Below are 14,704 nucleotides of genomic sequence, written 5' to 3' on the forward strand. Positions count from 1 at the left end.
TAATCACCGTCATAGCTTATGGGAAATGAAGCGAAAAGTGAGGTGAATGGATGTGCCAAAGCAGAATAAGGCGTACAAATTTCGTTTGTATCCTACAGAAGAACAAGCACATCTTATACGTAAAACATTCGGGTGTGTACGCTTTGTATATAATAAAATGCTGGCTGAACGAAAGGAAGTATATGAAAAACACAAAGCGAATAAGGAAGAACTGAAGAAGCAAAAATTTCCTACTCCTGCGAAATACAAGGCGCAGTATGAATGGTTGAAAGAAGTTGATTCATTGGCATTGGCCAACGCGCAATTAAACTTGCAAACTGCGTATAAGAATTTTTTTAGTGGTCAAAGTGATTTTCCTACATTCAAAAGTAAAAAGAGTAGAAAATCCTATACAACGAATCGAGTAAACGGAAATATTATGTTATTTCATGGTTATATCAAATTACCGAAATTGAAAATGGTGAGACTGAAGCAACACAGAGAAATTCCGCCAAAACATATCATCAAATCGTGTACGATTTCGATGACACCAACTGGTAAATATTACGTGTCTATTTTGACTGAATATGAAAAAGAAATCACTCCAAAAGAAGTAGAACGTGTAGTTGGATTAGACTTCACAATGGCTGAATTGTATGTGAGTAGCGAAGATGAGAAAGCCAATTATCCTCGCTTTTATCGTCAGATATTAGACAAATTAGCAAAAGCGCAACGAGTATTAGCAAGACGTGTGAAAGATTCGGAGCGCTGGAATAAACAACGCATTCGTGTCGCGAAGTTGCATGAAAAAGTCGCCAATCAACGTAAAAATTTCCTTCATCACAAGTCTAAAGAATTAGCTACGAGTTTTGACGCTGTAGCAATTGAAGACTTACATATGAAAGGAATGTCACGAGCACTACGCTTTGGTAAAAGTGTAGCGGACAACGGTTGGCGGATGTTCACGACATTTTTAGCATATAAGCTACAAGAACAAGGAAAACAGCTTGTAAAAATAGATAAATGGTTTCCTTCTACAAAGATGTGTAGTTGTTGTGGAAATAAAAAAGAACTGCGATTATGTGAACGCATGTATGCGTGTTCGTGTGGACTCACAATCAGTCGTGACTATAACGCAGCTATCAATATCAAAAAGGAAGCCATGCGGTTATTAGCATTGATATAAATCGTGAGAAATAACCTTTGGAACAAGGGAGTTAGCTCGGCTGTCCTAGGACAAATTCGTTAGCTATCAAAAGTAGCGATGAACCGAGAAGCCCCCACTTTGGGGTAAGCTCGTAAGAGATACTAAGTGGTGGGTAGTTCACTAAAAGGTATTGAATCTAACATACTGAGCAGGATGGGACTTAACAGCACGAGCAATGCAAAAAACACTAACAGAAGAAAAAATCTTCACAAAACCAATCACAGTCACAAACAAAGTTGGTGGCAGTGGTGATGTCGGATGGAAATATACGAAACAAAAAGGCGGTCACGTACTTACGATTAACTCAAGCTTACTCATAACGAATAACCTACTAGGCCACAGTAAACTAATATATAAAGACTTCACGCCGCTCGCAACATTAGCATCAGACTGGGAAGTCGTTGTCGTATCAAAAGAATCAAGCATAGAAAACGTAAACGAACTAATGGAACAACTAAAACAAGACAAGAAAAACTTCAAAATCGGCGTTGCTCCAGGCCTAGGAAACGACGATCACCTATCCTTTGTACAAGTAAGCAAAGCATTCGGCATAAACCCTGCCGAACTAGAATTCTTCGTCTACGAAAACAAAGAAAAAATCATAAATGCCCTAATGAACAAACAAATCAACGCCGCAACCATGACCCTATCCGAAGCCGAAAAACAATACAAAGCCGGCAAAATAAAAATACTAGCCGTATCCGCATCCAAACGCCTAGACCGACTACCGGAAATCCCGACGTGGAAAGAACAAGGAATCAACGTTGTCTTCCAGCACTGGAAAGGAATTATGGGACCTAAAGATATGACGGAGGAAGAGGTTGCTTATTGGGATGATGTGATTAAGAGGATGGCACAGAGTGATACTTGGAAGGGGATTTTGAGGGAGCGGGATTGGGAGGGGTTTTATAAGAATAGTGGGGAGAGTAGGGGGTTTTTGGAGGAGAGTAATTTTAGGTATGAAGAGATGGTGAAAAAAGAGGCTTAAGAGGGAAGTATTCAATCATGCTTTATTTTTGTAGTTACTTCTATATAATATAAAAGAGATGAGAGTGTTAGGCTAATTACATTAATGGTACTAGATAGGAATAGATAAAAGCTGTCTAACTGATTAAAAATTTATTAGTCGTTAAAAGATATAAAAGGCATTTTTCAGTCTATAAGGTGTGGAAACGTAAATTATAGAGTTTCTGTTAGGTTAAGGAGGACATTATGAAAAAAAATATTTATGTTGTTGGAGCAGTAATTGTTCAAGATGAGAAAATTTTATGTGCACAAAGAGGACCATCTAAATCGCTACCTCTTATGTGGGAATTTCCAGGTGGAAAAATAGAAGAGGGAGAATCACCTCAAGAGGCTCTAAAGCGTGAAATTAGTGAAGAAATGCATTGTAGTGTGCAGATTGGTGAACAAATTGATTATACAGCCTATGAGTATGATTTTGGTATTGTTCATTTGAAAACTTTTTATTGTAGGCTTGTTGAAGGAAGCCCAGTTTTAACTGAGCATGTCGCAATTAAATGGTTATCTCCAAATGAACTAGCAGCTTTAGAATGGGCACCTGCGGATATCCCAACTATTGAGAAATTAGCAAAAGAATCGCTTGTAAAGTGATTGGATTAAAAACTATTCGTTTTATGCGGATAGTTTTTTATTGTAATAAATTTGCACTTTAAATCAGTGAGTAATACAATTAGTATAAAAATTTGTCATAAATGGTGATCATATGGAGAATTTTATTCAAAAATTAGAGGGGTCTTTATATAAAGGGTTTATTGATCAAAAACATAGTCATCCCGGAATATATAAGCCTAAATTATTAGTAAACAATACGAAAAAAAATGAGAATGTTTTAAGCTCATTGTTGGAGGAGCTAGAAAATAGTACATCTTTTATTTTCTCAGTAGCTTTTATTACGGAAAGTGGGCTAGCGACTTTAAAATCACATTTCCTTGATCTTAAACAAAAAGGGGTTAAAGGACGTATATTAACATCTACATTCTTAAATTTTAATACACCAAAAGTGTTTAGAGAATTAATGAAACTTGAAAATGTAGAAGTAAGATTAACAAATTTATCTGGTTTTCATTCAAAGGGATACATATTTGATAATAAAACACATTGTTCATTAATTGTCGGTAGTTCAAATCTAACTGCACATGCTTTGAAGGTAAACTATGAATGGAACGTCAAGTTAACATCGCATGAAGATGGAGAGATTGTTCAGCATTTTAAAAATCAATTTGAAGAAGTTTGGGAGCATTCTCAAGTATTAACTGAAGAGTTGATTGCAAATTACGAAACAATATATGAACAAGTTGCAGAAAATAAGTTGCTAGATCGAGTTATAGAATTACCTGGTCAATATCATAATGCAATTGAAGAAGCGTTGAAAATTACACCAAATAAAATGCAACAAGCTGCATTAAAAGAAATACAAGCTATTCGAGAAGCTGGAGAAGCAAAAGGCTTAGTTATTTCCGCAACAGGAACGGGTAAGACATATCTTTCAGCATTTGATGTTAGAAATTTTGCACCTAAACGGATGCTATTTATTGTTCACCGAGAGCAAATATTAAATAAAGCAAAATCAGATTTTCAAAAAGTTCTTGGTGGAGCCGATGAGGATTTTGGGATTTTATCAGGATCAAATAAGCAAATAAATGCTAAATATTTATTTGCGACGATCCAAACCATTTCAAAAGAGGACGCTTTACACCAATTTGATCCTGAGCTATTCGATTATATTTTAATAGATGAAGTTCATAAAGCTGGTGCTAGTTCTTATCATAGAGTTATTGATTATTTTAAACCGAAATTTTTAATGGGAATGACCGCTACACCTGAACGTACAGACAACTTTAATATTTATGAGCTATTTGATTACAATATTGCTTATGAAATTCGATTGCAAGAAGCACTTGAAGAAGATATGCTCTGTCCTTTTCATTATTTTGGAGTTACTGATTTTGAATATGATGGTGAAAAGATAGATGACACTACTGTTTTATCTAAACTTGTTACGGAAGAGCGAGTGGATCATATAGTTGAAAAAGTAAAATACTATGGTTTTTCTGGTGAAAAGGTAACAGGATTAATGTTTTGCAGCCGAAAAGATGAGGCAGAACAATTATCATATACCTTAAATAATAGAGGTTTTCGCACATTTGCATTAACCGGTGATCACTCCCAACAGGAAAGAGAACTGCGGGTCAATCAATTAGAAAATGGCATACTGGATTATATTTTAACAGTAGATATTTTTAATGAAGGAATTGATATTCCAAGTGTTAATCAAGTTGTCATGTTAAGACAAACTCAATCAAGTATTATCTTTATACAGCAGTTGGGGCGTGGACTTCGAAAACACGATTCGAAAGATTTTGTTACGGTTATTGATTTTATTGGAAACTATAAAAATAACTATTTAATTCCGATTGCCCTTTCAGGAGATAGATCACAAAATAAAGATAATATACGTAGATATACAAATGACACGAGTTATATTAAAGGTATTTCAACAGTTAACTTTGAAGAGATAGCGAAAAAGCAAATCTTTAAAGCGATTAATAATAGTAATTTAACAGCAATGAAAGTATTGAAGGAAGCCTTTGCTGAGTTGAAAAATAGAATAGGAAGAATTCCATATTTATATGACTTTATAGTAAACCATTCTATTGATCCAGTTGTGCTTGTGGAAGGATATTCGAACTATTATCAGTTTCTATTGAAAATGAAAGAAGATGTCCCTGCATTAACGGATTACGAAAATAAAGTTTTAACAATGTTCTCATTGGAAGTATTAAATGGAAAACGTAAAAACGAAATCGTCTTGTTAGACTTATTATTAAAGCAAGAAAAAGTTGATAAAGATGAGTATGTAAGACAACTTGAAAAATCTAATTGCTTAACAGATGATGAAACGATTACTTCTGTGCAGCGGGTCTTTGAGTTATCGTTTTTCACACAGAATGGCCAGAAAAAATATGGGGAAAAGTCAATTATCGCATTGCAAGAAGATAAGACGTATATGTTTAATGATTTAATCCGAGAAAGTTTAGAACGGAATGAATACTTTAAGTATATGGTAATGGACATCATTAAAAGTGCGAAAGAAAAAAACAAAAACTATGAGTGTGATAGTAACCTGACTATATATAAAAAGTACTCAAGAAAAGATGTATGCAAACTTTTAAATTGGCATATTGATGAAACTTCAACTGTATATGGTTATAAAACAAAATATTATACTTGTCCAATATTTATCACATATCATAAAAATGATGAAGTAGAATCCAGTGTGAACTATGGTGATGAATTTCTTAATCAAGATGTTCTTAAATGGTATACCAGAAGTAATAGAACATTAAAGTCAAAGGAAGTTCAGACGATTATTGATGCTAAAGAAAATAATATTGATGTCCATATTTTTGTGAAAAAAGATGATGACGAGGGAAGCGACTTTTACTATTTAGGGAAAGCGAGCCCTGATAAAACAAGTGTAGAACAAACTGAAATGCAAGATAAAAATGGGAAAGAACTACCGGTTGTGACAATGAATATGATTATGGAGAAATCAGTTGATAATAAGCTCTATGATTATTTAAAGGATAGTAATGTTTTGTAAGTAGATTAAAATTTTAATGCTTGTATAGCCCAAAAATGATTAATGGGATAGTAGTATTAGTGGATAAGATAAGGCTGTATCAAAATGGCATCGGAGTATGCTTTTGATATGGCCTTATTTATTGGATTAGAATATATTGTTTAAGTTAAGTAGGATATAAGAGGATTCTACTTTTAATTTTGTATATGTTTGAGCGAATAAAAGGAAGAGTATTCAAATCCTAAATTTTAATAATTTATTTGCAACCAAAAAATCTTTATATTAAAAAATCTTTATAAATTATAAAGGACGGAGGGATATAGATGAGTAAGTACTGGTATGATAATTTGAAAGATAATCCTGATTTTTATTCAAGGTATTGTAGTAAACTATGCCGTTCCTTAGGTATAAATGAGTTACATACTGTTAAAGTTTTATATTTCGCTAATCTTATTCATACTGTTACTGCGAAGTATGATGATATTCTTTTACATTGTGGAATTAGGCTGCCTTCAGATTCATTTACTTGGAAACTTAGGGAAGCAGATTCAAAAAATGAAAACTTTGATATCGAAGATTTCTTGGATTATGCCAGTGAGTTGGTTGATGATTATGCAAAAATTGATCCTGATAACTTGAGAATCAGTTTATTACCTTTACATAAGTATGTACAATCCTCTTCGAAGTTTGAGTTGTTCGTTCTAAATGGAGATATTTTTAACTTTATCGATGAACATTCTAACTTACCAGGTGTATTTGTAATAACTTGTGAAGATGAATATCTTTTTGCATCTGAAACAAGTGTTGATATTGCGAACGCTATGGATGCTATTATAAAAATTAAACGAGACCATCCGATTTTTGATTTACATGTAATTTTTACCGATACAGAATCGGAGGCAGAATTATATTCAGTTTATTTGAATCTGAAATATTTGGGTGTGGAAGATTTAAATGTAGCCTTAGATATTCCGGGATACAGTAAAAGTTTAAAATGTAATTTTGAGAACTGCATAGTATGAGTGGTTTGTGATTAATTTTATTGATGTGTAATAATTAATATTTTGTATGGAGATCTTCGTCAGATTGCGGCGAGGGTCTTTTTATATCAAAAATATTTAGTAAGTAAAAAATCAGATACTAAAACGAATGATGAGTTAGATCGTATAGGATTATATTTTGAATACAATGAGTATTCGATGACTATAAGTGTAAATATCAACCTAAACATGTACATTTTTATTTGTCTAAAGATGTACAAAATTACTCATTTTATCCTTTTTTCATTGAGTATCATCGTAAGATAAATTCTTCTGTTTTTTACCTTTATAAGTATTTTTACAGGTAGTTCATTTGATGAATTTCAATTTTTATTATCTGACAAATCAATTAAATAATTTAATGTTGAAAAAAATATTGAAACATGGGAATATATAGTTTGTATGAAATTAATTGTAATTAGATTAAAGAATGAGAGGACTAAGTGAATTGAATACTTTATTTGCATTATTGTTTTTTGTATGTTTAATAGCATTAATTATTGGGGTTATTAAACCTCAACTAGTAGTTAGATGGGGAGCAGTAGAAAAAAGAACTAGAAAAAGCGTATTAAAGTTTTACGGAATAGGCTTAATAGCAATGTTTGTTTTAATGGTTGCGACTGCTAATGATACGAAAAAAACAGAAGAGGCAAACACTGAGGCTAAGCCAGCTAAAGCTGAGCAGAAGAAAGAGTTAACAGCAGAGGAAAAAGCAGCAGCAGAGAAGGCAGCAGCAGAGAAGGCAGCGGCAGAGAAAGCGGCAGCAGAGAAAGCAGCAGCGGAGAAGGCAGCAGCAGAACAAGCAGCGGCAGAGAAAGCAGCAGCGGAGAAAGCGGCGAAAGAGGAAGAAGAGCGAATTGGATATGAAACGGGAATTACATATGATCAATTAGCTAGAACACCGGATGATTTTAAAGGAAAGAAAGCTAAATTTACAGGAAAAGTCATTCAAGTAATGGAAGGACAAGGTGAGACTCAATTAAGAGTGGCAGTTAGTGGAAATTATGATAAAGTATTATACGTTGCTTATAAAAGTGATATTATAAATTCGAGAGTGTTAGAAAATGATAATGTTACTGTTAAAGGGAAATCTGCAGGTATATATACTTATAAATCTACTATGGGTGGAGAAATTAGTATCCCAGCAATGTTAGTAGAAAAGATTGATATTAATTAATAAGAAGAAGCAATCAAGCAAGCAGTTTAACAACTAGTTAAACTGCTTTTTTATTTATATTAGAAGAAAAAAGTAACGAAGGAATCCCATGCCAACCTCCTAAAACTAAAAACGCCCTAGCCAAACAAAAAGGTACAAAACTAAAAGAAATCAACAAAATCCGTAAAAAGAAAGCAATAGAACGAGGCGGCTTCAAAAACAGAGTATTCTTAGTCGAAGTAACCGATAACTAGCCCCTTCCAAGCCCCTACCAAGTAATAAATCACTAAGAAAAAACATAACAAAACAAAAACAACTACAAACACCGTAGTAGTAGTCAAAAAAAAATTTGAAATAACACGCCAAAAACCCACCCCTCCTTCCTATATATAGTACAAAGAAGAATTTTTTACTTTTGAATCGGGACAGGAGGAATTAGGATGGCGGTGTATCGTAATGTGCAGGTGAATTTTTGGCAGGATGATTTTGTTTTGGATTTGACGCCGGAGGAGCGGTATTTTTATGTTTATTTGTTAACTTGTTCGAAGACTACGCAGTGTGGGATTTTTCCTTTTCCGAAGCGGTTAGCTGAGATGGAGACTGGTTATAACAGGGAGACTGTTGATAAGCTTGTGCAGCGCTTTATTGATTATGGGAAGATTCTTTATGATGCGGAGACGCGGGAGTTATTTGTTTTAAATTGGCTTCGTTATAATCCTGTGACGAATACGAATGTGGAGAAGTGTGTGCTTCGTGAGCTGAAGGGTGTGAAGAATAAGGAGTTTGTACATATGTTTCTTCAGAAGTGTGCGGAGGAGGAGTTGAGTGTTCCGATGCTTTTAGCACATTTTGGTATGCCGAGTGATTTGGCTGTGGATGATGTAGAGCCAGTTTGCGGGGAGGCGGAGGAAGAGGTTATAGAGGAAGATACGGGAAGTCGCGTGTTTTCTTTTTATGAGCAACATTTTGGTAGTTTGTCTCCGTTTGCGGTAGAGGAATTGAGTGCGTGGATGGTTGATTTGTCAGAGGAGCTTGTGCTGAAGGCTCTTCAAATTGCGTATGAGAATAATAAGCGGACGGTTGCTTATGTGAAGGGGATTTTGAGGGGATGGCATGGGAAGGGATTTACGAAAGTGTCGGAGGTTGAGGCGGATACGGCAAATTTTCGGAAGAAGGAGTCGTCTGTTAGCAGTGGGGAGACGGAGAATTTTTTGGCGAAGTGTGAGGAGTGGGAGAAGAATGCGCTGTCAGAGGAAGAGTTGCAGCGGTTTTTAGCGGAACGCGGGTGGCGTCCATGAGTATTCAAAATGTGGAGGCGGAAAAGACGGTATTAGGTTCTCTTTTAATTGATGGAGAGCTTATTAAGGAGTGCCGTTTGACGGAGCATTATTTTTCTATGCCGGTGCATAAGTCTATATTTCGGTTAATGCGAAAAATTGAAGATGAAGGGCAACCAATTGATCTTGTGACGCTCGTTTCTCGGATGAATCCAAATTTTTTGGAGAATATCGGGGGAATGGAGTATTTTATAGCATTAATAGAGGGTGTGCCTACAACTGCCAACTTCTCTTATTATGAGGGTCTTGTTCGAGGTGCCTGGAAAATGTATCAGGCTGGTGTTCTTGGGCACAAGATGGGAGAGCGTCTTATTGCGGAGAAGAGTGAGAAAATTATTGGTGAGACGATTACGGCACTTTGTGAGTTAGAGGAAAGGGATTGTGTATGTGAGTTTGATTTGAAGGATGCGTTAGTTGATTTGTATGAAGAGCTGCATCAAGATGTAAAAGAGATTACTGGTATTGAGACTGGTTATACATCGCTAAATAAAATGACGTGCGGATTGCAGGAAGGTGATTTTGTTGTTCTTGGTGCGCGTCCTTCTATGGGGAAGACTGCGTTTGCGCTTAATGTTGGATTGCATGCGGCGAAGTCTGGAGCGGCGGTTGGATTGTTTTCGTTAGAGATGAGTAGTAAGCAATTGTTAAAAAGGATGGCTTCTTGCGTAGGCGGAGTGTCAGGAGGTAGGCTGAAAAATCCGAAGCATCGTTTTGCGATAGAGGACTGGGAGAAGGTAAGTAAGGCGTTTGCGGAGATTGGTGAGTTGCCATTTGAGATTTACGATCATGCAGGCGTTACGGTGCAAGATATTTGGATGCAGACTCGTAGGTTAAAGAGGAAGCATGGTGATAAAAAGCTGTTAGTCATTGTAGATTATTTGCAGCTTATTACGGGCGATCCAAAGCATAAGGGCAATCGATTTCAAGAGATTAGTGAAATTTCACGTAAGCTTAAGTTATTAGCGCGTGATTTAAATGTTTGTGTAGTAGCATTATCGCAATTGTCTCGTTCTGTAGAGTCACGTCAAGATAAGCGTCCGCTTTTATCTGATTTAAGAGAGACGGGGCAAATTGAGCAAGATGCGGATGTCATTATGCTTATGTATCGTGAGGATTATTACGATAAGGAAACGATACAGAAAGAGATGACGGAGATCCATGTGGCGAAGCATCGGAATGGGCCTGTGGGTAGTTTTAAGCTGAGATTTTTGAAGGAGTTTGGGCGGTTTGTGGAGGGGAATAGTTAAAAGACTGGAGTATCACTTTGTAAATAAAATAAAGCATAAGTTTTCTATTTAATTAACTTATGCTTTATTTTTCGATTCTTTGAATATGTTTCTTATTTCCCCATAAAGAAGGATTTTCTCTCTGTAGTAATCCATTGTTCCAAATTGTCTTGGCTACGTTGGACAAGTCGATTCACTAACACATCATGCCATACATAATCCTCTAATAGGTATATATGAACGGGGTCATCTGTATAAAAAGCAATATTACGCTCCTCAAGTGATGGTCCATAAATCATCTCTTTAGAATCTATAGATAAAATAAACCAATGTTCTGTAGACAGAGTTTCTGTATAAGGTGTTATACGATGGGCTTCTAGATTTTTAATGGGATTTTCAACATGCAGGGTAATACCTTGTACTGTAACTTTATCAGCTACCTCAGATAGTTCCTCTTTTAACGCTTCATACATCTCATCCCACATTGAAATGACAATACGTTTTTGGGCTTTTTTTATTAATGCCTGACAGTAGCTAATTATTGTTTTATTGTCTTTTAAAGTAATCACTCGATTATCTGTTTTTTCCTCGAAAGTTTCTAGTTTTTTTAATGAATCACTGATTCCTTCATAAGTAGACTGCCATTCTGATTGTGCCTTTTGTAAAAAGATTTCAACAGGTAGAGGTGAATAGCGAGTGGTGTCATTTATTTCTTCCTTCATGACAATTCCTTTTTCTACAAGGTTACCCAAAATCTCATAAATTCGCGCTCTTGGGATACCCGAATCCTTACTCACTTGGTAGGCAGTGACAGGTCCCTGTTTAACAAGAGATACATAAGATTTAGCTTCATATTCATTAAAACCAATTTTTTTAAGCTGTTGCACTATGTAGTCCACTTTTTTCGTCCTCCGATGTTTGCTTTTATATTTTAACGTTACAATAACTGTTTACATTTAGCAAATTATTAGTTACTATTCGAATAGTGACTAAAGGGGAGGTTAATAATATGGATTTTTATTTAGACCCATCCGTATTAATTATTTTGATTGCTTTTGGATTTTTAGCTGCATTTATTGATTCAGTTGTAGGTGGTGGAGGACTCATTGCTTTACCAGCTTTATTATTTACAGGACTGAACCCAGCAAGTGCAGTAGCTACGAATAAACTAGCGTCGACAATGGGGTGTGCAACTAGTAATATTGTGTTTTATCGTTCTGGTAATCTTGATTTGAAATCGGCGTTTAAATTATTTCCGCTCACTTTCATAGGTTCCATAATAGGGGCATGGACCGTTCATTTAATGAACCCAGAAGTACTGAAGCCATTGATGCTGATCATGCTTGGTGTGGTCGCTATTTATACGATTTTCAAAAAGGATTGGGGTAGTGTTTCCACTCATAAGAAATTGTCCAGTCAACACTTCATTATTTTTACTTTTTTTATTTTTATTATTGGTTTTTATGATGGGTTTCTAGGCCCTGGTACAGGTTCGTTTTTAATGTTTTCTCTTTTATTTATTGGGTATGATTTTTTAAAAGCAGCAGGTAATGCGAAGCTTCTTAATTTAGGAAGTAATGTTGGTGCATTGTTGATGTTTATGTATGTAGGGCAAGTAAACTATGTGTATGGTTTTATAATGGGGATTGCTCAAATTGCTGGAGGGATTGTTGGATCCAAATTTGCTATAAAAAAAGGAAGTGGGTATGTTCGTGCTCTTTTCATTACAGTAACTTGTTTATTGTTAGCGAAAAATCTGTATGACTATATTCAGTAAGTAATTTTGAACATCTTTTCTTCAAAAAACGTAGAAAGGGTTAAATATGAAGACTACATAAAGTATAAGAAGATACCAGGGGGGAATTCTTTTTAACAATTTTAGATGCTATCTTATTTGAAGATAGCATCTAAAAAGTCTCATTTAAAAGAAGATCTAAGTGAAGAGAATGAAAATAATATAAACTCATATTTTTCTAGGGTATGTTTATTGATCATAGTAAAATGTTTACTCTATATTCTTCTTATAATTAACCCGCAACAACCCCTTAAAATCCACCTCAGCAATCAACACACTTAACAATATAAGCGTCGCCCCTAAGTACCCTTTTCCTGTGAGTGTTTCACCTGTGAACACGAAAGCAAATCCTGCTGAAAAGACAGGTTCTAATGAAAAGATAAGTCCTGTATGTGTAGGCGTCGTGTATTGCTGGGCGATAACTTGCACGATGAAAGCGACCGCGGTACAAAATATGCTTAAGACTAATATGATTAGCCATGAGTTGATCGTGCTAGGAAGTTTTGGGGTTTCTATAATGAATGAAAAAATAAGACTAAATAGACCGACGAAACCGAGTTGTATGACTCCAAGTGCAATGGAGTTCACATGTTTCGTTACGCTTCCAGTGATGATTACATGAATGGCATAAAATAAGGCAGACAGTATGCAAAATATATCGCCATTACCGATCTTGAATTCGCTAGTTAATGTTAATAAACCAATTCCTATTATCGTTAAAATGATTCCTACTATAACTTTCTTTTCAGGAATGTGTTTTAAAAATATAGCTGATAATATCGGAATGAAGATGACTGTGAGACATAGTAAGAAACCAGCATTAGAAACACTCGTATACTTTGTGCCGAAAGTCGCGAAAATGTAAACGATAAATAAAACAGAAGCGAGTATAAATGCATATTTTACAGTTTTAAAATCGACTTTGAATAAATGTTTGTAAAATATTAAACCTGATAAAAGAAAGGCGATAATAAATCGTAATGCGATTAAATTGTATTCTTCTATGCCTTCAAGTCCAATCTTGGTAAGTAAGATGGATGCACCCCAAAAGAATGTAACTAGTAGTAGCATTAAATCCGCTTTTAATTGAGTTCTCATTTCTATTCCCTCGTTATGTATAATTTATGATTCCATACCCCTATCCCCATTGTTTATTTTAATATTAATTCTGAATATTTGGAACAAAAATTTATCGACGTTTTTTTCTATAGTTACGTACGACTTAACGTTATCTACCGCAAAAACATTAGCGAAGTTAAATCCAAACATGACGTTCATTTACGTATCTGGTAGCGGCACAGATAGTACAGAATCAGGACGTACGATGTGGGCGAGAGTGAAGGGAAGAACGGAAAATGAGTTATTACGTTTACCTTTCAAATCTGCGTATATGTTTAGACCAGGATTAATTATCCCGACAAATGGTGTGAAATCAAAAACGAAATCGTATCAATTGATGTACGATGTGATGAAGCCGTTTAACCCTCTGTTGAAGCGATTCGGCAGTGTGATAACTTCTGAGCAATTGGGAAGAGCTATGGTACGAGTTGGGAAAGATGGATATTCTCGTTCAATTATAGAAAGTTCGGATTTGAAAAAAATCGGTAAGTAATAGTATGTAAAAAACGCCTATTTCATATAGGCGTTTTTTTGATGGTGAAGTTATTCTTCCTCAAACTGAAAAATATCCCGGTTAATAAGTTGGTGAAGATATTGGTCCATTTCAGCAGCAGAAACGCTTCTTTCATTTTTAAACCACCACGCACTTAATGAGGTGATTGCCCCTGAATAAAATTCAATGGTTAAATCATTTGGCATCGTATGGTTTTTGCAAAGTTGATTTAACGCTTCTATTTCTTGTTTTCTCGTTTCGTGACTTAAATAATGTGTACGGCTAATAAATTGTTCATCAGACATTTGCGTTTCTAATATTTTACCGATTTCTTCATGGTGTAGAAATTGTTCCATTACTTGAAATGGTTTACTTAATCGATCTGAAACCGGTATTCCCGCAATCATCTTGCTGTATCGTTTAAATCCAAATGTTAATAAAGCATCTTTATCTTCAAAGTGTTTATAAAAAGTTGTTCGGTGTACCATTGCGCGATCACAAATTTGGTTAATCGTGATAGTACTATATTTCTGTTTTGATTGCGTCATTAATTCAAATAAGGAATCCCACAATAATTTATGTGTACGTCTAATACGTAAATCAAGTTGTTTTTCATTATCATTCATCTACAATTCTCCTTTTTTGTAGATTAAATATACAATGGATGAAAATTGATTCTCCCTTTTTAATCTACATATGTATATTATATTACATGTGTTCCGGTGTATTTAAAGCTTTTTAAGTAA

12 protein-coding genes and 2 pseudogenes are annotated in these 14,704 nt (G+C 35.0%); 11 read left to right on the top strand and 3 right to left on the bottom strand.

The window, feature by feature from the left end; translation table 11 throughout:
• The first annotated feature begins 52 nt into the window (after positions 1-52).
• The 9 genes and pseudogenes from QCI77_RS04795 (at position 53) to dnaB (ending at position 10,572) form a co-directional block, all read left to right on the top strand.
• A complete protein-coding gene (locus tag QCI77_RS04795; protein WP_353824576.1) occupies positions 53-1,165 on the top strand; it encodes an RNA-guided endonuclease TnpB family protein in 1,113 nt (370 codons plus the stop codon).
• A gap of 169 nt (positions 1,166-1,334) precedes the next feature.
• Positions 1,335-2,174, top strand: a pseudogene (locus QCI77_RS04800) (tripartite tricarboxylate transporter substrate binding protein); the annotation flags it as partial.
• A 224-nt stretch (positions 2,175-2,398) separates the two neighbouring features.
• Positions 2,399-2,800, top strand: coding sequence for a (deoxy)nucleoside triphosphate pyrophosphohydrolase (locus QCI77_RS04805; protein ID WP_353824577.1), 402 nt, complete (start codon positions 2,399-2,401; stop codon positions 2,798-2,800).
• Between the two features lie 112 nt (positions 2,801-2,912).
• Positions 2,913-5,813, top strand: coding sequence for a DEAD/DEAH box helicase (locus QCI77_RS04810; protein ID WP_353824578.1), 2,901 nt, complete (start codon positions 2,913-2,915; stop codon positions 5,811-5,813).
• A 302-nt stretch (positions 5,814-6,115) separates the two neighbouring features.
• On the top strand, positions 6,116-6,814 hold the full coding sequence (locus QCI77_RS04815) for a hypothetical protein (protein ID WP_353824579.1): 699 nt from the start codon (positions 6,116-6,118) through the stop codon (positions 6,812-6,814).
• A gap of 466 nt (positions 6,815-7,280) precedes the next feature.
• Complete coding sequence (locus tag QCI77_RS04820) at positions 7,281-8,009, top strand: hypothetical protein (RefSeq protein ID WP_353824580.1); 729 nt, start codon at positions 7,281-7,283, stop codon at positions 8,007-8,009.
• Positions 8,010-8,119: 110 nt separating this feature from the next.
• Positions 8,120-8,242: pseudogene (locus QCI77_RS04825) on the top strand (nucleoside triphosphate pyrophosphohydrolase); the annotation flags it as partial.
• A gap of 186 nt (positions 8,243-8,428) precedes the next feature.
• Positions 8,429-9,286: a DnaD domain-containing protein gene (locus QCI77_RS04830; protein ID WP_353824581.1), complete on the top strand. Its 858-nt coding sequence runs from the start codon at positions 8,429-8,431 to the stop codon at positions 9,284-9,286.
• Positions 9,283-10,572, top strand: a complete 1,290-nt coding sequence (gene dnaB, locus QCI77_RS04835) for a replicative DNA helicase (RefSeq protein WP_353824582.1) — start codon at positions 9,283-9,285, stop codon at positions 10,570-10,572. Before QCI77_RS04830 ends, dnaB begins: the two co-directional genes overlap by 4 nt.
• A gap of 92 nt (positions 10,573-10,664) precedes the next feature.
• Here the strand turns inward: dnaB and QCI77_RS04840 are convergent, their stop codons facing one another.
• The gene (locus QCI77_RS04840) at positions 10,665-11,450 is read right to left on the bottom strand and encodes a TrmB family transcriptional regulator (RefSeq protein ID WP_353824583.1); all 786 of its coding nucleotides are present in this window, start codon (positions 11,448-11,450) and stop codon (positions 10,665-10,667) included.
• 110 nt (positions 11,451-11,560) lie between these two features.
• On the opposite strand from QCI77_RS04840, the gene QCI77_RS04845 reads away from it, so the two are divergent.
• Positions 11,561-12,328, top strand: coding sequence for a TSUP family transporter (locus QCI77_RS04845; RefSeq protein ID WP_353824584.1), 768 nt, complete (start codon positions 11,561-11,563; stop codon positions 12,326-12,328).
• A gap of 228 nt (positions 12,329-12,556) precedes the next feature.
• On the opposite strand, the gene QCI77_RS04850 is transcribed toward QCI77_RS04845, so the two are convergent.
• A complete protein-coding gene (locus QCI77_RS04850) occupies positions 12,557-13,444 on the bottom strand; it encodes a DMT family transporter (protein ID WP_353824585.1) in 888 nt (295 codons plus the stop codon).
• 49 nt (positions 13,445-13,493) lie between these two features.
• Here QCI77_RS04850 and QCI77_RS04855 point away from each other — a divergent pair, with 49 nt between their 5' ends.
• Entirely contained in the window at positions 13,494-13,958 is a 465-nt protein-coding gene (locus QCI77_RS04855) for a Rossmann-fold NAD(P)-binding domain-containing protein (protein ID WP_353824586.1), read from the top strand.
• Positions 13,959-14,008: 50 nt separating this feature from the next.
• Here the strand turns inward: QCI77_RS04855 and QCI77_RS04860 are convergent, their stop codons facing one another.
• The gene (locus QCI77_RS04860; protein ID WP_326997066.1) at positions 14,009-14,584 is read right to left on the bottom strand and encodes a TetR/AcrR family transcriptional regulator; all 576 of its coding nucleotides are present in this window, start codon (positions 14,582-14,584) and stop codon (positions 14,009-14,011) included.
• Positions 14,585-14,704 lie beyond the last annotated feature (120 nt).

The organism is Bacillus cereus group sp. MG9, assembly GCF_040459995.1.
Lineage (GTDB): Bacteria > Bacillota > Bacilli > Bacillales > Bacillaceae_G > Bacillus_A > Bacillus_A mycoides.

Bases quoted from the DNA above. Each gene is read 5' to 3' on its own strand.
- QCI77_RS04805 (WP_353824577.1), top strand. From the start codon at position 2,399: ATGAAAAAAAATATTTATGTTGTTGGAGCAGTAATTGTTCAAGATGAG.
- QCI77_RS04810 (WP_353824578.1), top strand. From the start codon at position 2,913: ATGGAGAATTTTATTCAAAAATTAGAGGGGTCTTTATATAAAGGGTTT.
- QCI77_RS04815 (WP_353824579.1), top strand. From the start codon at position 6,116: ATGAGTAAGTACTGGTATGATAATTTGAAAGATAATCCTGATTTTTAT.
- QCI77_RS04830 (WP_353824581.1), top strand. From the start codon at position 8,429: ATGGCGGTGTATCGTAATGTGCAGGTGAATTTTTGGCAGGATGATTTT.
- dnaB (WP_353824582.1), top strand. From the start codon at position 9,283: ATGAGTATTCAAAATGTGGAGGCGGAAAAGACGGTATTAGGTTCTCTT.
- QCI77_RS04845 (WP_353824584.1), top strand. From the start codon at position 11,561: ATGGATTTTTATTTAGACCCATCCGTATTAATTATTTTGATTGCTTTT.
- QCI77_RS04850 (WP_353824585.1), bottom strand. From the start codon at position 13,444: ATGAGAACTCAATTAAAAGCGGATTTAATGCTACTACTAGTTACATTC.
- QCI77_RS04860 (WP_326997066.1), bottom strand. From the start codon at position 14,584: ATGAATGATAATGAAAAACAACTTGATTTACGTATTAGACGTACACAT.